The 20,851-nt window shown below is 74.3% G+C and carries 17 protein-coding genes; 8 read left to right on the top strand and 9 right to left on the bottom strand.

Features of this window, described 5'->3' with window-relative positions; genetic code table 11:
- Positions 1 to 20: 20 nt before the first annotated feature.
- From ACFYU0_RS11155 to ACFYU0_RS11135, 5 genes are all read right to left on the bottom strand, one after another.
- Positions 21 to 1,253, bottom strand: coding sequence for an RNA polymerase sigma factor (locus tag ACFYU0_RS11155; RefSeq protein ID WP_389299957.1), 1,233 nt, complete (start codon positions 1,251 to 1,253; stop codon positions 21 to 23).
- A 132-nt stretch (positions 1,254 to 1,385) separates the two neighbouring features.
- The gene (gene dnaG / locus ACFYU0_RS11150; RefSeq protein ID WP_351659677.1) at positions 1,386 to 3,293 is read right to left on the bottom strand and encodes a DNA primase; all 1,908 of its coding nucleotides are present in this window, start codon (positions 3,291 to 3,293) and stop codon (positions 1,386 to 1,388) included.
- Positions 3,294 to 3,340: 47 nt separating this feature from the next.
- On the bottom strand, positions 3,341 to 4,606 hold the full coding sequence (locus ACFYU0_RS11145) for an FAD-dependent oxidoreductase (protein ID WP_351659674.1): 1,266 nt from the start codon (positions 4,604 to 4,606) through the stop codon (positions 3,341 to 3,343).
- 78 nt (positions 4,607 to 4,684) lie between these two features.
- Positions 4,685 to 6,037 carry a deoxyguanosinetriphosphate triphosphohydrolase gene (locus ACFYU0_RS11140; RefSeq protein WP_389299687.1) on the bottom strand — a complete coding sequence of 451 codons (1,353 nt, stop codon included), beginning with the start codon at positions 6,035 to 6,037 and terminating at the stop codon, positions 4,685 to 4,687.
- Between the two features lie 98 nt (positions 6,038 to 6,135).
- A complete protein-coding gene (locus ACFYU0_RS11135; RefSeq protein WP_389299684.1) occupies positions 6,136 to 6,999 on the bottom strand; it encodes a sirohydrochlorin chelatase in 864 nt (287 codons plus the stop codon).
- Positions 7,000 to 7,170: 171 nt separating this feature from the next.
- Here ACFYU0_RS11135 and ACFYU0_RS11130 point away from each other — a divergent pair, with 171 nt between their 5' ends.
- Together ACFYU0_RS11130 and ACFYU0_RS11125 are read left to right on the top strand one after the other, a co-directional pair.
- Positions 7,171 to 7,848 (top strand): ElyC/SanA/YdcF family protein, encoded by a 678-nt coding sequence (locus ACFYU0_RS11130; protein WP_351659665.1) that lies wholly within the window; start codon positions 7,171 to 7,173, stop codon positions 7,846 to 7,848.
- 103 nt (positions 7,849 to 7,951) lie between these two features.
- Positions 7,952 to 10,096, top strand: coding sequence for a molybdopterin oxidoreductase family protein (locus ACFYU0_RS11125; protein WP_389299681.1), 2,145 nt, complete (start codon positions 7,952 to 7,954; stop codon positions 10,094 to 10,096).
- 30 nt (positions 10,097 to 10,126) lie between these two features.
- Here ACFYU0_RS11125 and ACFYU0_RS11120 read toward each other — a convergent pair whose 3' ends face one another.
- Positions 10,127 to 10,555: a gamma-glutamylcyclotransferase family protein gene (locus ACFYU0_RS11120; protein WP_389299954.1), complete on the bottom strand. Its 429-nt coding sequence runs from the start codon at positions 10,553 to 10,555 to the stop codon at positions 10,127 to 10,129.
- A 147-nt stretch (positions 10,556 to 10,702) separates the two neighbouring features.
- Between ACFYU0_RS11120 and ACFYU0_RS11115 the strand changes: the two genes are divergently transcribed.
- The 6 genes from ACFYU0_RS11115 to nirD all read left to right on the top strand — a co-directional run bounded on the left by ACFYU0_RS11115 (position 10,703) and on the right by nirD (position 18,464).
- A complete protein-coding gene (locus ACFYU0_RS11115; RefSeq protein WP_389299678.1) occupies positions 10,703 to 12,352 on the top strand; it encodes a M4 family metallopeptidase in 1,650 nt (549 codons plus the stop codon).
- Positions 12,353 to 12,741: 389 nt separating this feature from the next.
- Entirely contained in the window at positions 12,742 to 13,323 is a 582-nt protein-coding gene (locus ACFYU0_RS11110; RefSeq protein ID WP_389299675.1) for a hypothetical protein, read from the top strand.
- 158 nt (positions 13,324 to 13,481) lie between these two features.
- On the top strand, positions 13,482 to 14,102 hold the full coding sequence (locus tag ACFYU0_RS11105; protein WP_389299672.1) for a class F sortase: 621 nt from the start codon (positions 13,482 to 13,484) through the stop codon (positions 14,100 to 14,102).
- 176 nt (positions 14,103 to 14,278) lie between these two features.
- A complete protein-coding gene (locus ACFYU0_RS11100) occupies positions 14,279 to 15,496 on the top strand; it encodes an NAD(P)/FAD-dependent oxidoreductase (RefSeq protein WP_389299670.1) in 1,218 nt (405 codons plus the stop codon).
- Entirely contained in the window at positions 15,496 to 18,117 is a 2,622-nt protein-coding gene (gene nirB, locus ACFYU0_RS11095; protein ID WP_389299668.1) for a nitrite reductase large subunit NirB, read from the top strand. Before ACFYU0_RS11100 ends, nirB begins: the two co-directional genes overlap by 1 nt.
- The gene (gene nirD, locus ACFYU0_RS11090; RefSeq protein ID WP_351659644.1) at positions 18,114 to 18,464 is read left to right on the top strand and encodes a nitrite reductase small subunit NirD; all 351 of its coding nucleotides are present in this window, start codon (positions 18,114 to 18,116) and stop codon (positions 18,462 to 18,464) included. The genes nirB and nirD overlap by 4 nt, the downstream gene beginning before the upstream one ends.
- A gap of 74 nt (positions 18,465 to 18,538) precedes the next feature.
- Here the strand turns inward: nirD and ACFYU0_RS11085 are convergent, their stop codons facing one another.
- The 3 genes from ACFYU0_RS11085 to ACFYU0_RS11075 all read right to left on the bottom strand — a co-directional run bounded on the left by ACFYU0_RS11085 (position 18,539) and on the right by ACFYU0_RS11075 (position 20,825).
- Entirely contained in the window at positions 18,539 to 19,462 is a 924-nt protein-coding gene (locus ACFYU0_RS11085) for an oxidoreductase (protein ID WP_389299665.1), read from the bottom strand.
- Between the two features lie 109 nt (positions 19,463 to 19,571).
- The gene (locus ACFYU0_RS11080; RefSeq protein ID WP_389299661.1) at positions 19,572 to 20,072 is read right to left on the bottom strand and encodes a GNAT family N-acetyltransferase; all 501 of its coding nucleotides are present in this window, start codon (positions 20,070 to 20,072) and stop codon (positions 19,572 to 19,574) included.
- An 84-nt stretch (positions 20,073 to 20,156) separates the two neighbouring features.
- Positions 20,157 to 20,825, bottom strand: a complete 669-nt coding sequence (locus tag ACFYU0_RS11075) for a class I SAM-dependent methyltransferase (protein ID WP_351659635.1) — start codon at positions 20,823 to 20,825, stop codon at positions 20,157 to 20,159.
- Positions 20,826 to 20,851: the final 26 nt, after the last annotated feature.

Here is a 20,851-nt window from a genome sequence, read left to right as displayed (position 1 = left end):
CACGCCGTGGGCGGCCCCGGTCAGTCCAGGTAGCCCCGCAACTGGTCCGCGAACGTGTGGTCGCGGAGCTTGCTGAGGGTCTTGGACTCGATCTGCCGTATCCGCTCCCGGGTCACGCCGAACAGGCGCCCGATCTCCTCCAGGGTGCGGGGGCGGCCGTCGGCGAGTCCGTAGCGGAGCTGGACGACCTTGCGCTCGCGCTCGCCGAGGGTGGAGAGCACGGCCTCCAGGTGCTCCCGGAGCAGCAGGAACGCGGCCGACTCCACGGGGCTCGCGGCGTCGCCGTCCTCGATGAGGTCGCCGAGGGCCACCTCGTCCTCCTCGCCGACCGGGGCGTGCAGGGACACCGGTTCCTGGGCGAGCCGCAGCACCTCGCGGACCCGCTCGGGCGGCAGGTCGAGCTGGCCGGCGACCTCCTCGGGCGCGGGCTCGTAGCCCCGTTCCTGCAGCATGCGGCGCTGGACGCGGACGACCCGGTTGATCAGTTCCACCACGTGCACGGGCACCCGGATGGTGCGGGCCTGGTCGGCCAGGGCGCGGGACATGGCCTGGCGGATCCACCAGGTGGCGTAGGTGGAGAACTTGTAGCCGCGGGCGTAGTCGAACTTCTCCACGGCCCGGATGAGCCCGAGGTTGCCCTCCTGCACCAGGTCGAGCATGGTCAGGCCGCGGCCGACGTACCGCTTCGCCACCGACACCACGAGCCGCAGGTTGGCCTCGATCAGCCGGCGCTTGGCCATCCGGCCCATGACGACCAGCCGGTCCAGGTCGTGCGCGAGCCGGCTGTCCAGGTCGGGGGTGCTGCTCAGCTTCTCCTCGGCGAACAGACCGGCCTCCACCTTGCGGGCGAGGTCGACCTCCTCGGCGGCGGTGAGCAGCGGGATGCGGCCGATCTCCCGCAGGTACTGGCGGAACAGGTCGGCGGACGGGCCGCCGGTCTCGGCCCGCGCGGCGACCGCGGGTCCCGCGGGCTCGGCGGGCTCGGCGGCCTCCTCCGGCTCCTCCGTCAGCGCCTCGGCGGGTGGCTCCGCCGGTTCACCGGTCTGCTCCTGGTCCGCCTCGGGGTGGCCGAGGGCGCGGCTCTGCGGGGGGACGGCCACGAGGACTCCGGACTCCGCGCCGGGCCCGTCGGCCGCGGCGCCGGCGCTGCTGTCGGTGTGGGTGAGGGTCTGGGTCTGCACGGGGGCGACCTCCTGGGGCAGGCACCGGAAACTGCCTGGGCGGGCACCGGGGGCCCGGGCACCGCACCCCAGTGTGGGGTAAGACACATCGCCGCCACGAGAGTCGTGCGGTGACTTTTTGCGTCCGGTCCGTGACGCGGTGGTTATCCGATCCGCGACGCGGTCATGGTCCGGACCGCTTCCGGGGTGGCAGGGCCCGGCCCGTCACAGGGCGGACGCGCCCCGTTCGCGCAGTGCCTGGTCGTACTGCTGCAGGACCCACATCTCGTTCTGCACGGCGGCCAGTTGGGCCGGGTCGCCGCCGGAGGACAGGCGGGTGAGCTGGGACTGGATGTCGCGGATGCGGCGCTCCACGGCACGGCGGCGGATCTGCACCAGCACCGTGCCGGCGTACGTCTCGTCGACCGTGCGGCGCAGGATCGGCTCGACGGCCAGTTCGGTGACCATGGCGCGGGCGGTGTCGTCGGGCGCGGCGTCGCGCACCCGGACCAGGTACTCCTGGCCGTCCTCGACGCCGTACTCGGCGCCGCCCGCCTCCGCGATGGTCCGGCGCACGGCGGCGTAGGGCGGGGCGGTGAACTCGTCCTCGCCGTACGCGTCGAAGGCCGGGGAGACCAGGTCGGGGCGCTGGAGGGCGAGTTTGAGCAGTTCGCGCTCGGCGGCGTAGACGGGGTTGCGCAGAGTGAGGGCCGGGCCGGAGGGGGCCGCGGGGCGGGGCCCGGTCTCCCACTGCTGCTGCGGGCCGCGAGACTGCTGCTGGGGCCCTCCCTTGCCGCGCTCGCGGGCCCAGCGGGCGAGCTGGGCGACCCGCTTGACCACGAACTGGGTGTCGAGGATGCCGAGCATGCCGGCGAGTTGGACGGCGACCTCGTGCTGGGCGCCGCTGTTCTTGATGCGGGCGACGATCGGGGCGGCCTCGTCCAGGGCGGCGGCGCGGCCGGCCGGGGTGTCCAGGTCGTAGCGGGCGACGATCTGGCGAAGCGCGAACTCGAAGAGCGGGGTGCGCGGTTCGGCCAGGTCGGCGACCGCGTCGTCGCCCTTGGCCAGGCGCAGCTCGCAGGGGTCCATGCCGTCGGGCGCGATGGCGATGTAGGTCTCGGCGGCGAACTTCTGGTCGTCCTCGAAGGCGCGCAGGGCCGCCTTCTGGCCGGCCGCGTCGCCGTCGAAGGTGAAGATCACCCGGGCGGAGCCGTTGTCCATGAGGAGGCGGCGGAGGATCTTGATGTGGTCGCCGCCGAAGGCCGTGCCGCAGGTGGCGATGGCGGTGGTGACCCCGGCCAGGTGGCAGGCCATGACGTCGGTGTAGCCCTCGACGACGACGGCCCGGCTGGTCTTGGCGATGTGCTGCTTGGCCAGGTCGATGCCGTACAGGACCTGGGACTTCTTGTAGATCGCCGTGTCGGGCGTGTTCAGGTACTTCGGCCCGTTGTCCGCCTCGTAGAGCTTGCGGGCGCCGAAGCCGACGACCTCGCCGCCGATGTCGCGGATCGGCCACATCAGCCGGCCCCGGAAGCGGTCGATGGGACCGCGCCGGCCCTCCTGCGACAGCCCGGAGAGGATCAGCTCCTTGTCCGTGAAGCCCTTGCCTCGCAGGTAGCGGGTGAGGTGGTCCCAGCCCTGGGGGCTGTAGCCGACGCCGAAGTGGACGGCGGCGGCCTGGTCGAAGCCGCGCTCGGCGAGGAAGACCCGGCCGGTCTCGGCCTCGGCGCCGGTGGCGAGCTGCTCGGCGTACCACTGGGCGGCGACCTTGTGCGCCTCGACCAGGCGGATGCGTTCGCCGCGCTGGTGGGCGGGGTTGTACCCGCCCTCCTCGTAGCGCAGCGTGATGCCGGCCTGGGCGGCGAGCCGCTCCACCGCCTCCGAGAAGGAGAGGTGGTCCACCTTCATGACGAAGGTGATGGTGTCGCCGCCCTCCTGGCAGCCGAAGCAGTGGAAGAGTCCCTTGCTCGGGCTGACCTGGAAGGACGGCGACTTCTCGTCGTGGAAGGGGCAGAGCCCCTTGAGGTTGCCGCCACCGGCGTTGCGCAGCTGGAGGTACTCGGAGACCACGGCGTCGATCGGGACCGCGTCCCGTACCGCCTTCACGTCCTCGTCGTTGATCCGTCCTGCCACGATGCGATTCTACGGGGCTCGTACGACAGTCCCGGTGGCCGCGGAGATCAGGAGCCGAGGCGGTCCAGCGGTACGTGGGGGTCGGCGAGCGCCTCCGTGTCCACCCGGGCCCGGGAACGGATGAGGTTCTGGATGGGCTCTGTGACATCCCACACGTTCACGTTCATCCCGGCGAGGACCCGGCCCTCGCGGACCCAGAACGCGATGAACTCGCGCCGGCCCGCGTCGCCCCGGATGACCACCTCGTCGTACGACCCGGGCGGCGCCCAGCCGCTGTACTCCATGCCCAGGTCGTACTGGTCGGTGAAGAAGTAGGGCACGCGGTCGTAGGTGACGTCCTGGCCGAGCATCGCGCGGGCGGCGGCCGGGCCGCCGTTCAGGGCGTTGGCCCAGTGCTCGACGCGGAGCCGGGTGTCGAACAGGGCGTGCGGGAAGGAGGCGACGTCGCCGGCCGCGTGGATGTCCGGGTCGGACGTGCGCAGCCGTTCGTCCACCACGATCCCGCCCCCGTGCTCCCGGCCGGCCAGCTCAAGGCCCGCCGCCTCGGCCAGGGCGGTGCGCGGGGCCGCGCCGATCGCCGCGAGCACCGCGTGGGCGGGGTGCTCCTCGCCGTCGTCGGTGCGGGCGGCGAGGACGACGCCGTCCTGGCCGGCGATCTCGGTCAGCCGCACCCCGAAGCGGAAGCGGACGCCGTGGGCGCGGTGCAGCTCCGCGAAGACGTTGCCCAGCTCGGGTCCGAGGACGCCGTGCAGCGGGGTCGGCGAGGGCTCGATCACGGTGACCTCGGCGCCGTACTCGCGGGCGGCCGCCGCGACCTCCAGGCCGATCCAGCCGCCGCCGGCGATCACCAGGTGGCCGTTGTCCCGGCCGAGCGCGGCCAGGACGCCCTTGAGCCGCTCGGCGTGCGCGAGGCGGCGAAGGTGGTGCACGCCCGCCAGGTCGGTGCCGGGGATGTCGAGGCGGCGGGGTTCAGCGCCGGTGGCGAGCAGCAGCTTGTCGTAGTGGACGAGGGTGCCGTCGTCGCCGAAGCGCACGGTCCTGGCGGCGCGGTCGATCCGGTCCACGGTCTGGCCGAGGTGCAGCTCGACGTCGTTGCGCGCGTACCAGGCGGGCTCGTGCACGAAGACGCTGTCCCGCTCCTCCTTGCCCAGCAGGTAGCCCTTGGACAGCGGGGGACGCTCGTAGGGGTGGTCGCGCTCGTCGCAGATCAGTATCACCCGGCCGGTGAAGCCCTCCGCACGGAGCGTCTCGGCCGCCTTCGCGCCGGCGAGGCCGCCTCCGACGATGACGAATGTCTGATCCGCGTCGACCACTTGATGCCTCCTCGTAAGGGTGCCGCCACATGCGAGCGTCCCGCACCGGGCGTGCTGCGGGAAGAGGGAGTGCCCCGATCAGGCCACGGGAGGGGCACTTTCCCGGTGGATATGCCCCGTCAGTCTCGCGTGCAGCGAGCGGGCGGAGGCGTCGGTCAGTGAGGCGATCTGGTCGACGATCACCCGCTTGCGCGCGTGGTCGTCGGGCGCCTCGTCGAACAGGGCCCGGAACTGGGGGTCGAGGCCTTCCGGCGCGCGCAGGGTGAGCGCCTCGGCCAGCTCGGCCACGACCACCCGCTGGTCGGCGCGCAGCAGCTCCTGCTCGGCGCGCTGCATGACGAACCGGTCGGCGACCGCCTTGAGCACCGCGCACTCCATGCGGGTCTCGCGGGGCACGACGAGTTCGGCGCCGTAGCGGGTGAGCCGGCCGCCGCCGTACGCGGCCCGGGTGGCGCCCTCGGCGGCCAGGCAGAACCGGCCGATGAGCTGGCTGGTGGCGTCCTTCAGGCGGGCCTGGGCGACCGCCGTCCCGTCGTAGCCGTGCGGCCACCACTCCTGGTTCTGGAGCCGGTCGAGGGCCTCGGCGAGCTCGGCGGGGTCGGTGTCCGCCGGGACGTACCGGCCGACGGCGACCTCGAACACCGCCTGCCGCTCGGGTTCGGCGCGCAGGCACTCCGGGTCGACGTGGCCGGCGTGCAGGCCGTCCTCCACGTCGTGCACCGAGTAGGCCACGTCGTCCGACCAGTCCATGACCTGCGCCTCGAAGCAGGTGCGGGTGCCGGGGGCGGTCTCGCGGACCCAGTCGAACACCGGGCGGTCGTCCTCGTACACGCCGAACTTCACGGACCCCGGGTCGGTGGGGTGGGCGCCGCGCGGCCAGGGGTACTTGGTGGCGGCGTCGAGGGCGGCGCGGGTGAGGTTGAGGCCGACGGAGCCCTCGGGGGTGAACCGCTTGGGCTCGATGCGGGTGAGCAGTCGGAGGGACTGGGCGTTGCCCTCGAAGCCGCCGCAGTCGTCGGCGAACTCGTTCAGGGCCTGCTCGCCGTTGTGGCCGAAAGGCGGGTGGCCGAGGTCGTGCGAGAGGCAGGCCGCCTCGACCAGGTCGGGGTCGCAGCCGAGGGCGGCGCCCAGCTCGCGGCCGACCTGCGCGCACTCGAGGGAGTGGGTCAGGCGCGTGCGGGGACTGGCGTCCCAGGCCTGGATGGGCGTCCCCCCGCTCGAGCGAAGCTGGGAGTGGGGGAGGGTCCCCGGTGTGACCACCTGGGTCTTGCCGGCCAGGCGGCGCAGGGCCGCGGAGTGCAGGACGCGGGCGCGGTCGCGCTGGAAGGCGGTGCGGCCCGGGCGCTTGTCGGGTTCGGGCGCCCAGCGTTCGACCGACGTCGGGTCGTAGGCGGGGGCGGGTGCCGTGCTGGTAGCCGTGGTGCCTTCCATGACTCGACAGTACGGGGCGGTGGTGACAATCGGGGGGCACGGGGCGCCCGATCGCCCTTCGGGGTGTGTCGGGTCCGCGGGCGCCGGCCGCCCGTGTCTCAGGCCGACGCCAGATCGGCCGCCGGCGCCTGCGCCCGGTCGTAGCGGTGCAGGACCAGGCGGGCCATCGCCTCGTGGGCGCCCAGGGGGGCCGAGGCGATCCACGGCGCCGCCTGCGCGCACTGGGTCGCGAACCGTCCCGGCGCGGTGAAGCAGGAGGCGATCGCCACCCGGTCGCGGCCGCGTGCGGCCAGTGCCCGCAGCGCCGTGGGGACCGTCGGACTCGCCGCCGAGGCGTAGGCGGGGACGACCGGCACGCCGAGGCGCTCGGCGAGGAGGCGGGCCGTGCGGCGGGTGTCGGCGGCCGAGTCGGGGTCGCGGGAGCCGGCCGCCGCGAGGACGACCGCGCCAGTGCGGCGGACGGCGGCGTCCCCGGCCGGGGGCCAGCCGGCCTCCAGCAGACGGGCGTGCAGGGTGTCGACCAGGAGGGGGTGCGGGCCCAGCGGGGCGGCCACGCGCGTGCGGGCCGGCGAGGCGGCGGCCATCTCGGGGATGTCCCGCTTGACGTGGTGGCCCCGGCCGAGGAGCAGCGGTACGAGGACCGCGGGGGCCGCTCCGAGCGCGGCCAGGGTGTCCGGGAGCAGGGGCTCGTTCAGCTCGATGTGGCCGAGGTGGACGGGGAGCCCGGGCCGCCGCTCGCGCACCCGGTCGCGCAGGGCCCGCACGGTCCGCAGCGCGCGCGGGTCGCGGCTGCCGTGGGCGACCAGGACCAGGGCGGGCGGGGTGGGTGCGGGACGGCGGCGTCCGCTCGGTGACACGAGCCGGAGCCGGTCGGCCAGCCGGTCGCCGATGCTGATCATGAGGTGCGCCGTGCTGTCGAGGTGGAGGGCGGGCTCGTCGCTGAAGGGGTTCGACGCCGTCATGGGATGATCCTGACGTGGGTTCGTTGCGCCGCCGTTGCCGGACGGTCACGGGTGTTTTCCGCGGCTTCACCCCGTTCGGATGCACGCCGTGAGGGCGGACCGGGTCGCCGGAGCGAACCGGATCCCCGTGACCGGCGTCCTCCCGGTCGGAACCGATCAGGAGGGGGCCGCATGAAGACGCGCCGACCGCGGCTGCCGCGCACCCGCAGGGGGTGGCGGCGGCTGGTGCAGTCCGTGATGGCCGGGTGCGTGCTGGCGCTGCTGCCGGTGACCTGGCTGTACGTGTCGACCGCCGACCGGCTGCGGACCGCCGCGGACGTGCCGCGCACCGAGGTGGCGGTGGTGTTCGGGGCCGGGCTGTGGGACGGCGAGCCGTCCCCGTACCTCGCGCACCGCCTGGACGCGGCGGCCGGGCTGTACCGGCAGGGGCGGATCGAGGCGGTCCTCGTCACCGGGGACAACAGCCGCGAGGACTACGACGAGCCCGACGCCATGCGGGCCTACCTCACCCGGCACGGCGTGCCGGACGCGCGCATCGTCAGCGACTACGCGGGCTTCGACACCTGGGACTCCTGCGTGCGGGCCAGGAGGATCTTCGGAGTGGACCGCGCGGTGCTGATCAGCCAGGGCTTCCACATCCGGCGGGCGGTGGCGCTGTGCGAGGCGGCGGGAGTGGACTCGTACGGCCTCGGGGTCGACGCCAAGCACGACGCGACCTGGTACTACGGCGGCACGCGCGAGGTGTTCGCGGCGGGCAAGGCGGCTCTGGACGCGGTGTTCCAGCCGGATCCGCGGTTCCTCGGACCGAAGGAGACCGGCGTGGCGCGGGCCCTCGCGTCCGGCCGGTGACCGGGGCCTCACGGCGGGCGGGCGGGCGCGGGGAGGCCGGCTTCCCGGCCGCGTAACAAGGAGCCGCCGCGGGCCGTAACACCGGGGAAGCACGCTGGTCGGCATGGAGACCACCTCGACGCCCACCCACTGCCCGTACTGCGCCCTGCAGTGCGGGATGAACATCACGCCCCTGCCCCAGGGCGGCGTCGAGGTGACCGAACGGCCGGACTTCCCGGTGAACCGGGGCGCGCTGTGCGGCAAGGGCCGTACCGCCGCCCAGGTGCTGTCGCCGGCGGCCCGGCTGACCTCGCCGCTGGTGCGGTCCGGCGGGAAGCTGGTGGAGGCCGGCTGGGAGGAGGCGCTGGACCGGATCGCCGGGGCGCTGTCCGGGGTGCGTGCGCACAGCGGGCCGGACGCGGTGGGGGTGTTCGGCGGGGGCGGGCTGACCAACGAGAAGGCCTACGCGCTCGGCAAGTTCGCGCGGGTGGTGCTCGGCACCTCGCAGATCGACTACAACGGCCGGTTCTGCATGTCCTCCGCGGCGGCCGCCGGCACCAGGGCGTTCGGGCTGGACCGGGGGCTGCCGTTCCCGCTTGAGGACATCCCGCGCACCGGCTGCGTCGTCCTGGTCGGCTCCAACCTGGCCGAGACGATGCCGCCGTCGCTGCGCTTCTTCGGCGAACTGCGCGCCAACGGCGGCACGCTGATCGTCGTCGACCCGCGCCGCACGAAGACGGCCGAGCAGGCCGATCTGCACCTGGCGCCCCGGCCGGGCACCGATCTCGCCCTCGCGCTGGGCCTGCTGCACCTGGTGGTGGCCGAGGGCCGCACGGACGAGCGGTACATCGAGGAGCGCACGTCCGGCTGGGAGGAGGCCCGGGCGGCGGCCATGGCGCACTGGCCGGAGTACGTGGAGCGGATCACGGGGGTGTCCGTTCCCCTACTGCGCCGGGCGGTGCGGATGTTCTGCGAGCCGGAGTCCGCGATGGTGCTCACCGCGCGGGGGCCCGAGCAGCAGTCCAAGGGGACGGACACGGTGGGCGCGTGGATCAACCTGTGCCTGGCGACGGGCCGGGCGGGCCGCCCGCTGTCCGGGTACGGCTGTCTGACCGGGCAGGGCAACGGGCAGGGCGGACGCGAACACGGCCAGAAGGCGGACCAGTTGCCCGGTTACCGCCGGCTGGACGACCCGGCGGCGCGGCGGCACGTGGCCGGGGTGTGGGGCGTGGACCCGGACGGCCTGCCCGGCCCGGGGCGCAGCGCGTACGAGCTGCTGGACGCGCTGGGCACGGACGTCCGGGCGCTGCTGCTGATGGGCTCCAACCCGGTGGTCTCCGCGCCGCGCGCGGCGCACGTGGAGGAGCGGCTGCGCTCGCTGGACTTCCTGGCCGTGTGCGATGTCGTCCTCTCGGAGACGGCCGAACTCGCGGACGTCGTCCTGCCGGTCACGCAGTGGGCCGAGGAGACGGGCACGACGACCAGCCTGGAGGGCAGGGTCCTGCTGCGCCGCCGGGCCGTCGCGCCGCCCGCCGGGGTCCGCAGCGACCTGGAGGTGCTGCACGGCCTGGCCGCCCGGCTCGGCGTGGAGAAGGGCTTCCCGGCCGACCCGGAGGAGGTCTTCGGGGAGCTCCGCCGGGCCAGCGCGGGCGGCGCCGCCGACTACTCGGGCATCACCTACCGCCGTCTGGCGGACGAGAACGGCGTCTTCTGGCCGTGCCCGGAGGCGCCGGCGCGGGACGCCGTCGGCGCGGCCGCCGGGGCCCCCGCGCCGGACGGGCCCGCCTCGCCTCCCGTCCATCCCGGCACCCCCCGCCTGTTCCTCGACCGTTTCGCCACCGACGACGGCCGGGCGCGGTTCGCCGCCGTGGCGCACCGGGCCAGTGCGGAGGAGCCGGACGAGGAGTACCCGCTGCTGCTGACCACCGGCCGGGTGGTCTCCCAGTACCAGTCGGGGGCGCAGACCCGCAGGGTGGCCGAGCTGAACGCGGCCGCGCCCGGCCCGTTCGTCGAGCTCCATCCGCGTCTCGCGGCCCGTCTCGGCGCCGCCGAGGGCGACCCGCTGGCGGTGGTCTCCCGGCGCGGCCGCGCCGTGGCCCCCGCCCGCATCACCACCGCGATCCGCCCCGACACGGTCTTCATGCCGTTCCACTGGCCGGGCGAGGGCCGGGCCAACACCCTCACGAACCCGGCCCTCGACCCGACGTCGAAGATGCCCGAGTTCAAGACCTGCGCGGTGCGGGTGGAGCCCCTAGGGCCACCGGAGTAGGGAGCTGGGAGGCATCCGGGCCGGCCTCCCTCAGCCGCGTGCCAGCCAGTCGCCGCTCGTGATCCGCCGGCCCCCGGCGCGCAGCCGGGCGGCGACGGCGGGGGCCGCCAGGTAGACCCACGCCCGGGTCGTGCCGCCGTCGGGGCGCTCGACGGGGCGGGCGACCCGTTCGTAGAGGTTGCGGGGGTCGCCCGGGACGTACTCCTCCAGGCGGTCCAGCTCGGCCAGGAGTGCGGCGTACGACCGCGCCGAGGCGGTGACGAGTTCGCCGCTGACCGTGCCGCCGGGCTCCTCGACGGCGTAGGGGTAGCCGGGGCCCTCGTACAGCGCCGCGCCCGCGAATCGTCCCGCTTCCTCCCGCTCGGTCCGGCCACGCAGGAACAGGCCGTGGTTGCGCCCGCCGGGGCGCAGGGTGCCGTAGACGAAGAACGGCAGCGGGTCCAGGGCGTCCGAGGTGATCACGGAAACGATTCTCCTCCTGCGCCGCCTTCTCACACATCTCCATGAAGGCGCTATGGACATGACATGTCATGGCCCCTTAAATCTCAGTCAACACAGCGCGCCCCCGCCCCCCACGCCTCGAAGGCGCCTCCCCCAAGGAGACAGATGAGTCGGATACGTCAGCACGTCCGGGGTTCCCGTCGTCTCGCCACCGCCGGCGCCGCCGTCACCACCGCGGCCCTCCTCACCGCCGCCCTCTCCCCCGCCGCCCACGCCGACGGCCGCCCCACCCGGGCCACCGCCGTCCAGAACGCGGCCTCGGCGATCCTGGCGCAGGCGCGCAGCCTCGGCCTGACCTCCGCCCAGGACACCAGCGTCCGGGACGTGATCGTCGACGGCAACGGCACCCAGCACGTCCGCTACGACCGTACGTACCATCAGCTTCCGGTGCTCGGCGGCGACTTCGTCGTCCACCTGGCGCGGGACGGTGCGTACCGCGGCGCCGACCGCGCGACCAGGACCAGGATCTCGGTCCCCACCACCACCCCGAAGCTGACCGCGCCCCGGGCCGCCGACCTCGCCGTGAACGCCCTGCGCGCCGCCAACCTGGGCGAGAAGCTCCGGCAGGTCAAGGCCAGGCCCGAGCTGGTCGTCGACGCCCTGCACGGCGCCCCGAAGCTCGCCTGGCGCACCAACGCCGCCGGCCTGGACTCGCTCGGCAACCCGGTCGCCCGGACCGTGCTGACCGACGCCCGCACCGGCGCCCAGATCGACGCCTGGGACAGCATCGAGACGGTCACCGGCGACGGCAAGTCGCTGTACAGCGGGACCGTGCCGATGGAGAGCACGCAGTCCGGCTCCTCGTACCAGCTCAAGGACCCGACGCGCGGCAACACCTACACCGGTGACGCCGAGGGCAAGACCGACCTGTGCTTCTTCGGGATCTGCTTCAGCCGGGCCCCCGCGACGCTGTTCACCGACGCCGACAACCACTGGGGCACGGGCGCCACCGCCGACCGCGCCACGGCCGCCGTCGACGCCCAGTACGGCACCAACGAGACCTGGGACTACTACAGATACGTCCACGGCCGCAACGGCATCGCGGGCGACGGCAAGGGCTCGTACAACCGCGTCCACTACGGCAGCAGCTACAACAACGCCTTCTGGGACGACAGTTGCTTCTGCATGACGTACGGCGACGGTGACGGCACCACCTTCGGGCCGCTGGTTGCGCTGGACGTGGCCGGGCACGAGATGAGCCACGGCGTGACGTCGAAGACGGCCGCGCTGACCTACTCGGGCGAGTCCGGCGGCCTGAACGAGGCCACCTCGGACATCCTCGGCACGATGGTCGAGTGGTACGCGAACAACTCCTCCGACCAGGGCGACTACCTCATCGGCGAGAAGATCGTGAAGCCGGGCTTCGGCAAGGCGGCCCTGCGCTTCATGGACAAGCCGTCCAGGGACGGCAGCTCCGCGGACTACTGGAGCTCGTCGGTCGGCAACCTCGACGTCCACTACTCCTCGGGCGTCGCCAACCACTTCGCCTACCTGCTGGCCGAGGGCAGCGGCGCGAAGACCATCAACGGCGTCGACTACAACTCGCCGACGTCCAACGGCTCGACGGTCACCGGCATCGGCCGGGACAAGGTCGGCAAGATCTGGTACCGGGCGCTGACGGTCTACATGACGTCCTCCACGAACTACGCGGGCGCCCGCACGGCCACCCTGAACGCCGCCAAGGACCTGTACGGCGCGGGCAGCGCGGAGTACAACGCGACGGCCGCCGCGTGGAGCGCGGTCAACGTCAACTAGAGCACGACGAGGCGCGTTCGGGCGGCCGTCCCGGTCCATTGGGTACCGGGGCGGCCGCCCTTCTCGCGCGCCGTGCGGCCCGGCGGCCCGCGCCCGCCCGCCGTGGCGGCCGGCCAGGGCGCCCACCAGCCACGCGTGCCGCCCCTCACCCGTTCACCCCCGCCCCGCGCTCCATTCGTGTGCTCTTTCCCGAGCACCTGCGGCACGCCTGTGACCAGGCATGATCCGTCTCCGCTAGCCCGTGTGGGGGTCCCGCGCGCCACCCGTTCAGCACGTTCCTGACCGGGCGTCAGCAAGCGCCGCGGCCCGAGTGCGATTTTCCTCGGAGGAGCAGGGGCGCGCCCCTGGACGAGTCGGAGGAACGAGACGGACAAGCCCTGGGGAGCACCATGCGACGCACCGCCCGTCTGCTGACCGGTACCGCGCTCGCCGTGGCCACGGCGGGACTCGCCACGGCGCCGGCCCACGGCGGCGAAGGCCCGGCGGCGGCTCGCCTGCGGAGCGCTCCGGCCGCGGCCGGGAGCGGCAGCCTGCAGGTGGACCCGGCCACCGCGGTGCCCGGCGGCCAGGTCACCGTGAACACCGCGGCGTGCGGCGAGAAGGCCGGCGCGATCGCCGACGCGGGCGCGGTCGGCGCCGGAACCTTCATGCTGGCGCCCGGCGCGGACGAGGGCGGGGCGAGCGGCGGGTTCCGGGTCCCGCCGGGCGCCCAGCCGGGCACGTACGAGATCGTCGCGAAGTGCGCCGACGGCGCCCGGCAGGTCACGGGCGACCTGGTGGTGGCGCTCAGCACGGCGCGCATGGGCGCGGAGCACGAGCAGGTGCGGCCGCGGGGAAGCGTGAAGACGGGGGTCGGCGGCGCACTCGGCACCGACCCCGTGCAGACCGCGGCGGGCGTGACGGCTCTGGCCGTCGCCGCCGCGGGCGGTACCTGGCTCCTGCATCGCCGGGCGAGAGGCGACGGGATCTGACGGACACCCTCCGCTGTCCGTCCGCCGGTACCGCAGAATCCCGCCCCCTCCGGGTCCGACGCCCCTCGCGGCCCGGAGGGGGAGGGGGTCCGCCCCGTGGCGGGCCGAACCGAATCCGAAGGGCCCGTTCGGGGTGCGCCCCGGGAAGAGGGGATCTCATGCGCAGAGTCGGGGACACCGCCATAGCCGCCGTCACCGTGGTCGCCCTCGGCTCGGGGACGTGGCTGCTCGCCGCTCCGGACGTGACGCACGCGCCGCCGCAGCCGCCCGCCGCCGAGGGCCGGCCCGACCCGGGCGAGGAGCGGCTCGGGGCCACCGCGCTGGCGCCCTCCCCGCCGACCCGCATCCGCATCCCCTCGATCCGGGTGAACGCCCCGCTGACGGGCCTGGGCCTCACCCCCGCGGGCAGCCTGGACGTGCCGCCCGCCGGGAACAAGAACCTCGCCGGCTGGTACGAGGCCGGCACCACACCCGGCGAGACGGGCACCGCGATCGTCGCCGGCCACGTCGACAACGCCGAGGGCCCGGCCGTCTTCTACGACCTGGGCGCCCTGAAGCGCGGAGCCGTCATCGAGATCGACCGGCGCAACGGAGGCGTGGCCGTGTTCACCGTCGACGCGGTGGAGGTGTACCCGGCCAGCGCCTTCCCCGACGACAAGGTGTACGGCGCGGCCGGGCGGCCGGAGCTGCGGGTCATCACCTGCGGCGGCGGCTACTCGAAGGCCACCGGGTACCAGGGCAACGTGGTGGTCTTCGCCCACCTGACCGGCAGCCGCTGACGACCGCCTCCGAGGCCGGCGCGGCGGCCCCGCCCCGGCGTTCACGCACCTCACGGCCCTCCTCCGGCGCCCGCCGGGACCCTCACACGCCCGGCCCCGCACCGCTGAGGGCAGCGTTCCCCCCGGGAAACAGGGGTGATGCGGCCGGGTAACGTCGAAGCCGCACGCTGCGGTGCATGACCTCGAATACGCGTGTGGTGGTGATCGGCGCCGGCCTCGCGGGCGTACGGCTCGCCCGGCGGCTCGGTGAGCTGGGCACGCCCGCGCTGCTCGTCGGCGAGGAGGAGCACCGGCCGTACAACCGGGTGCTGCTCGCCGAGGTGCTGGCCGGGCGGTACGCCCCGGAGGTGATCGCCCTCCCCGTGCCCGGCGGGCTCCGGCGCGCCCGGGTCACCGGCGTCGACCGCGCGGCCCGGCGGCTGCGCTGCGCCGACGGCTCTTCGATCGGATACGGCACCCTGGTGCTGGCCACCGGCTCCAACCCGGTGCTGCCGCCGCTGCGCGGCCTGTTCACCCCCGACCGCCGGCTGCCCGAGGGCGTCCACGCGTTCCGCACGATGGACGACTGCCTGGGCCTGTCCAAGGCGGTACGGCCGGGCGCGCGGGCGGTCGTCGTCGGCGGCGGGCTGCTCGGGGTGTCCGCGGCCCGCGCCCTGGCCGTGCGCGGCGCGCAGGTGGTGCTGGCCCAGCAGGCGGAGCGGCTCATGGAGCGCCAGCTCGACCCGAGCGCCTCCCGGCTGGTGCTGCGGCACCTGACCGGCCTGGGCGTCGAGGTGCACACCGAGTGCCGGGTGCGGGACGTGCGGTGCGTCGGCGGCGCGGTCCGCTCGGTGGAACTGGCCGACGGGTACGCCCTGGACGCCGACCTCGTGGTCCTCGCCTGCGGGGTCCGCCCGCGCACCGGTCTGGCGGAGCAGGCCGGCCTCGCCGTCCGCAAGGGCGTCCTCGTCGACGACGAGCTGCGCACCTCCGACCCGCACATCCACGCCCTCGGCGACTGCGCCGAGCACGACGGCACGGTCTACGGCCTCGCCGCCCCGGCCCTGGAACAGGCCGAGGCGCTGGCCGCCCTGCTCGCCGGCGACGCTGGCGCCCGCTACCGCGGGACCCGGTCGCTGACCCGGCTCACCCTGACCGGACCCGACTCGCCCTTCGACCTGGCCGCGTTCGGCGAGACCGAGGCCCGCCCCGGCGACGACGTGGTCCAGCTCGCCGACGCCACCCGGGGCACCTACCGCAAGGTCGTGGTCCGCGACGACCGCCTGGTCGGCGGGGTCCTGGTCGGCGAACTCGGCACCGTCGGCGCGCTGGCGCGCGCCTGGGAGGGAGCGGAGCCGCTCCCGTCCGACGGCGGCCCCCTGCTCCACCTGCTCACCAACGACGGAGGCTCCTGATGACCGCCACCCCGGAGGCCGCTTCGGAGGCCACCCCCACGATCGTGCTCGTCGGCCACGGCATGGTCGGCCAGCGCTTCCTCGAAGCGCTCGCCGAGCGCGGCCTGACCGCCACGCACCGCGTGGTCGTGCTGTGCGAGGAACCGCGTCCGGCGTACGACCGGGTGCAGCTCACCTCGTACTTCTCGGGCCGCACACCCGAGGAACTGTCCGTGACCGACCCGGAGTTCATCAAGGACCACGGGATCGAGCTGCACGTCGGCGACCCGGCGCGGACGGTCGACCGCGAGGCGCGGACGGTGACGGCCAGGTCGGGTCTCGTCGTCGGCTACGACGTCCTCGTCCTCGCCACCGGCTCCTACCCGTTCGTGCCGCCGGTCCCCAACAAGGACGCGACCGGCTGCTTCGTCTACCGCACCATCGAGGACCTCCTCGCGATCGAGGAGTACGCGCGGACGAGGGCCGTCACGGGCGCCGTGGTCGGCGGCGGCCTGCTCGGCCTGGAGGCGGCGGGCGCGCTCAAGGGGCTCGGACTCACCTCCCACATCGTGGAGTTCGCGCCGCGCCTGATGCCGGTGCAGGTGGACGACGGCGGCGGCGCGGCGCTGCTGCGCACCATCGAGGACATGGGTCTGAGCGTGCACACCGGTGTGGGCACGCAGGAGGTCGTCGTCGGCGAGGACGGCGCGGTCACCGGCATGAGGCTGTCCGACGGTTCCGAACTCGCGACGGACCTCGTGGTGTTCTCCGCCGGCGTCCGCCCCCGCGACCAGCTCGCCCGGGACTGCGGCCTCGCGGTCGGCGAGCGCGGCGGCGTCACCGTCGACGAACAGTGCCGTACCGTCGCGGACCCGCGCGTGTTCGCGATCGGGGAGTGCGCGCAGGCGTCTGACGGCCGGGTGTACGGCCTGGTCGCTCCCGGCTACGAGCAGGCGGAGACGGCGGCGGCGGCCATCGCCGGGGACGAGGCGTCCTTCACCGGCGCCGACCTGTCGACCAAGCTGAAGCTGCTCGGCGTGGACGTGGCCTCCTTCGGCGACGCCCACGGCACCGCCGAGGACTGCCTGGACGTCGTCTACTCCGACTCCCGCGCGGGTCTGTACAAGAAGCTGGTCGTCGGCCGGGACGGCACGCTGCTCGGCGGCATCCTGGTCGGCGACGCGGACGCGTACGGCACCCTGCGCGCGCTGACCGGATCGGTTCCCCCGGTCTCCCCCGAGTCGCTCGTCCTGCCCGCCGGAGCGGACTCCGGGGCCCAGCTCGGCCCGTCGGCCCTGCCGGACGAGGCGGTCGTCTGCTCCTGCCACAACGTCAGCAAGGGCGCCATCCGCGGCGCGGTCACCGAGCACCGCTGCACCACCGTGCCCGAGGTGAAGAAGTGCACCAAGGCCGGCACCGGCTGCGGCAGTTGTGTGAAGGTGCTCGGGCAGCTCGTCACCGCGGAGCTGGAGGCGTCCGGCGTCGAGGTCGACAAGGGCCTGTGCGGCTGCTTCGCCCGGACCCGCGAGGAGCTGTACGAGATCGTCCTCGCCCTGCGCCTCACCTCGTACCAGGAGCTGCTGGACCGGTACGGCCGCGAGGACGCCCGGGGCGGCGACGGCTGCGAGGTGTGCAAGCCGGCGGTGGCCTCGGTCATCGCCTCGCTCGCCCCGGTGATCGGCGCGAGCGGCTATGTGCTGGACGGCGAGCAGGCGGCCCTGCAGGACAGCAACGACCACTTCCTCGCCAACCTGCAGAAGAACGGCTCCTATTCGGTCGTGCCGCGCATCCCCGGCGGTGAGATCGCGCCCGAGAAGCTGATCGTGATCGGCGAGGTGGCCCGGGACTTCGGCCTCTACACGAAGATCACCGGCGGTCAGCGGATCGACCTGTTCGGCGCCCGGGTGGAGCAGCTGCCGCTGATCTGGGCCCGTCTGGTGGACGCCGGCTTCGAGTCGGGCCACGCGTACGGCAAGTCGCTGCGCACGGTGAAGTCCTGCGTGGGGCGGACCTGGTGCCGCTACGGCGTGCAGGACTCGGTCCGGATGGCCATCGACCTGGAGCTGCGCTACCGGGGCCTGCGCTCGCCGCACAAGCTCAAGTCGGCCGTCTCGGGCTGCGCCCGGGAGTGCGCGGAGGCCCAGTCGAAGGACTTCGGCGTCATCGCCACGTCCAACGGCTGGAACCTGTACGTCGGCGGCAACGGCGGCGCCACCCCGCGCCACGCCGACCTGCTCGCGCAGGACCTGTCCGACGCCGAACTGGTCCGGCTGATCGACCGGTTCCTGATGTTCTACATCCGCACCGCCGACCGCCTCGAACGCACCTCCACCTGGCTGGAGCGGATCCCCGGCGGCCTGGACCACGTGCGGGACGTGGTGGTGCACGACTCGCTCGGCATCTGCGACGAACTGGAGTCTCTGATGCGGGCCCACGTCGCGCACTACCGGGACGAGTGGGCCGAGACCATCGCCGACCCCGAGAAGCTGGCCCGGTTCGTGTCCTTCGTGAACGCCCCGGACACCCCGGACCCGGTGGTCGCCTTCGTCCCCGAGCGCGACCAGATGAAGCCCGACCTGCCGCTGCTGTCCATCGGCCTGCGACCGGCCGACGACGTCCTGGAAGGAAGCGCCCGACGATGACCCTGGCACCCGAGACGACCGATCTGCTGGTCCAGCTCCGGCTGGAGGACGGCTGGTTCACCGTCTGCGACCTGCACCGCCTGGTGCCCGGCCGCGGCATCGCCGCCCTGCTGCCGGACGGCCGCCAGGTGGCGGTGTTCCGGGACCGCGCGGACCGGCTGTACGCCATCGACAACCGCGACCCGTTCGGCGGCGCCGCCGTCCTCTCCCGCGGCCTGACCGGCACCCACCGGGGCCGGCCCTTCGTGGCCTCCCCCCTGCTGAAGCAGCGCTTCGACCTGGAGACCGGGCAGTGCCTGGACGACGAATCGGTCCGGGTGACGGCGTACGAGGTGCGCCGAGCCTGACGCACCGGGCGGGACGGCGGCGCCCGGGTACAGCGGTGACCCGGGCGCCGCCGTCCCGTCGTCGCGTGGGCCGGTCAGACCCGCAGGGCGTCGTACCGTACCCCGGTCAGCTCCTCCGAGGCGGCCCAGAGCCGGGCCGCCGCCTCGTCGTTCAGGGTCCAGGGGGCGCGGCGGGAGGGCGCCGGGGAGCCGCGCCACATCGCGAAGGACGGCCCCCAGAACGAGTCGGGCCGTACGCCGGGGGCGGTCGCCGCGTACAGCGTGGGCAGCGCGCCCGCCTCGGCCGGCTGGGCGAAGACGCGGTTGGCGAGCTCGATCATCCGCTCGGCTCCCCGGCGGCCCTCGGCGCGCGGCCCGGCCGTCTGGAGGTTGGTGGCCGCGTACCCGGGGTGCGCGGCGGCCGCGACGACGCCGGAGCCGTGGGCGGCCAGCCGGCGGCACAGCTCGTGGGTGAAGAGCAGGTTGGCGGTCTTGGAGCGGGCGTAGGCGGTCCAGCGCCGGTAGTGCCGCTCGCTGTTGAGGTCGCGCGGGTCGATGTTGGCGAGGACGTGCAGGAAGCTGGACACGGTGACGATCCGGGCGCCGGGGGCGGCCAGCAGGGCGGGCAGGAGCAGTCCGGTGAGCGCGAAGTGCCCGAGGTGGTTGGTGCCGAACTGCCGCTCGAACCCGTCGGCGGTGGTGCCGTAAGGCACCGCCATCACGCCGGCGTTGTTCACGAGCAGGTCGAGCCGTTCGTACGGCAGCCCGGCCGTGAACTCCCGGACGGACGCCAGGTCCCCGAGGTCCAGCCGGCCGAGCTCCACCCGTGCGTCCGGCACCTCGCCCCGCAGCCGCTCGACGGCGTCCCTGCCCCGCGTCTCGTCGCGGCAGGCGAGCACCACCCGGGCCCCCTTGCGGGCCAGCTCGCGCGCGGTGACGTAACCGAGGCCGCTGTTGGCCCCGGTGACCACGGCGGTGCGGCCGCTCTGGCCGGGGACGTCCTGCGCGGTCCAGCCCATGCGGGCCCCTCCTCAACTGGACAGGGCGGCCGGGCCGACGGCTCGGCCCGCATCCTGGCGGGTCCAGCGTAGGCGCCGGGGGCACGGTTTCCCGCGGCGACATGACGGTCTACCGCCGAAGCCCCAGGTCGCGCTGGTACCAGGTGCCGCTCTTACCGCCGAGGTGAGCCGGGTCGGCCGGGCCGACGGGCACGAACCCGGCCTTGACGAGCACCCGGTGGGACGCGGCGTTGCCATGGCCGGCGGCCGCCCGCAGGGTGCGCAGCCCGTGCCGCGCCGCCGCCAGCCGGCACAGCTCCCGGACGTTCGCGGTCGCCACCCCGCGGCCCGCGACATGCCGCGCGACCCGGTAGCCGAGCTCGGCGGCGCCGTCATCGAGGTCGTACAGGTTGAACCGGCCCAGGACCGAGCCGTCCCCGGCGACGAGCGCGTAGAAGGCGCAGACGCCGGCCTCCTGCTCGGCCAGCAGGGCGTCGTAGCGCTCGGTGAACCGGGCGAAGAACTCGTCGCCGCGGTCGGAGACGGAGGCGGCGAAGTAGGCGCGGTTCGCCAGCTCGAAGGCCAGCACCGCCGGGGCGTCACCGGCCTGCAGCCGCCTCAGCTCGGACACCGCGCGACCGTACTGGGACGACGCGCACGGGCGTCCGTTGCCGCACTGTCCGTTCACGAGCCATGCCTCCGGAGCCCGGGTTCCTCAGACGGGGCGCTTGGCCATGACGACCACGCCCGGCCCGCTCCACTGGTCCGCGGGGAGCCGGAGTTCGGCGACCGGGTGCAGTCCGGCCTGCTCGATCAGGGCCACGAGCTGCTCCGGCCGCCACTTGTGCGTGGTCCAGCGAACGGGCACTCCTCCGTAGGCCTCGGTGCGCACCACGTCCTCGTCGCCGACGTGCGTGCCGGCGATGAAGTGCCCGCCCGGCTTCAGGGCGTAGGCGAAGTGGGCGAGGACCTGGGGAAGGACGGCGCGGGGGAGGTTGAACAGCGACCACCACCCGAGCACGCCGCCGAGGGAGGCTTCGCCGAGGTCGAGTTCGGTGGCGGAGGCGACGCTGAAGCGGCATCGCGGGTGCAGACGGCGCGCGTTCTCGATCATGCGGGGAGAGAGGTCCACCCCGGACACGTCGAGTCCGCGTTCGGCGAGGTAGCCGGTCACCGTGCCGGGACCGCAGCCGACGTCGAGGACGGGCCCGAGGTCGCCGACGGAGTCGGCGAAGGCGTCGATCGACGCCTTGAGCCAGGGCTGGCGGCGGATGTCCCCCATGCCCGTCGTCAGCACCATGTGGGCGTAGTTGTCGGCCACCTGGTCATAGGACTCACGGACGACGTCGAGATCGGCTGGGCGGTCGATAGGGCGTGTGCGCATCAGCCCACACTAGGACCGTGGGCCGG

It is taken from the genome of Streptomyces sp. NPDC003720, from assembly GCF_042875075.1.
In the GTDB taxonomy this organism is placed as follows: Bacteria; Actinomycetota; Actinomycetes; order Streptomycetales; family Streptomycetaceae; genus Streptomyces.
Note: the sequence above shows the minus strand (reverse complement) of the source record. Positions and strands in the feature narration are given on the sequence as shown.

Coding starts and splice junctions, on each gene's coding strand:
- ACFYU0_RS11140 (WP_389299687.1), bottom strand. CDS start 6,037: ATGGAAGGCACCACGGCTACCAGCACGGCACCCGCCCCCGCCTACGAC.
- ACFYU0_RS11135 (WP_389299684.1), bottom strand. CDS start 6,999: ATGACGGCGTCGAACCCCTTCAGCGACGAGCCCGCCCTCCACCTCGAC.
- ACFYU0_RS11130 (WP_351659665.1), top strand. CDS start 7,171: ATGAAGACGCGCCGACCGCGGCTGCCGCGCACCCGCAGGGGGTGGCGG.
- ACFYU0_RS11125 (WP_389299681.1), top strand. CDS start 7,952: ATGGAGACCACCTCGACGCCCACCCACTGCCCGTACTGCGCCCTGCAG.
- ACFYU0_RS11115 (WP_389299678.1), top strand. CDS start 10,703: ATGAGTCGGATACGTCAGCACGTCCGGGGTTCCCGTCGTCTCGCCACC.
- ACFYU0_RS11110 (WP_389299675.1), top strand. CDS start 12,742: ATGCGACGCACCGCCCGTCTGCTGACCGGTACCGCGCTCGCCGTGGCC.
- ACFYU0_RS11105 (WP_389299672.1), top strand. CDS start 13,482: ATGCGCAGAGTCGGGGACACCGCCATAGCCGCCGTCACCGTGGTCGCC.
- ACFYU0_RS11100 (WP_389299670.1), top strand. CDS start 14,279: ATGACCTCGAATACGCGTGTGGTGGTGATCGGCGCCGGCCTCGCGGGC.
- nirB (WP_389299668.1), top strand. CDS start 15,496: ATGACCGCCACCCCGGAGGCCGCTTCGGAGGCCACCCCCACGATCGTG.
- nirD (WP_351659644.1), top strand. CDS start 18,114: ATGACCCTGGCACCCGAGACGACCGATCTGCTGGTCCAGCTCCGGCTG.
- ACFYU0_RS11085 (WP_389299665.1), bottom strand. CDS start 19,462: ATGGGCTGGACCGCGCAGGACGTCCCCGGCCAGAGCGGCCGCACCGCC.
- ACFYU0_RS11075 (WP_351659635.1), bottom strand. CDS start 20,825: ATGCGCACACGCCCTATCGACCGCCCAGCCGATCTCGACGTCGTCCGT.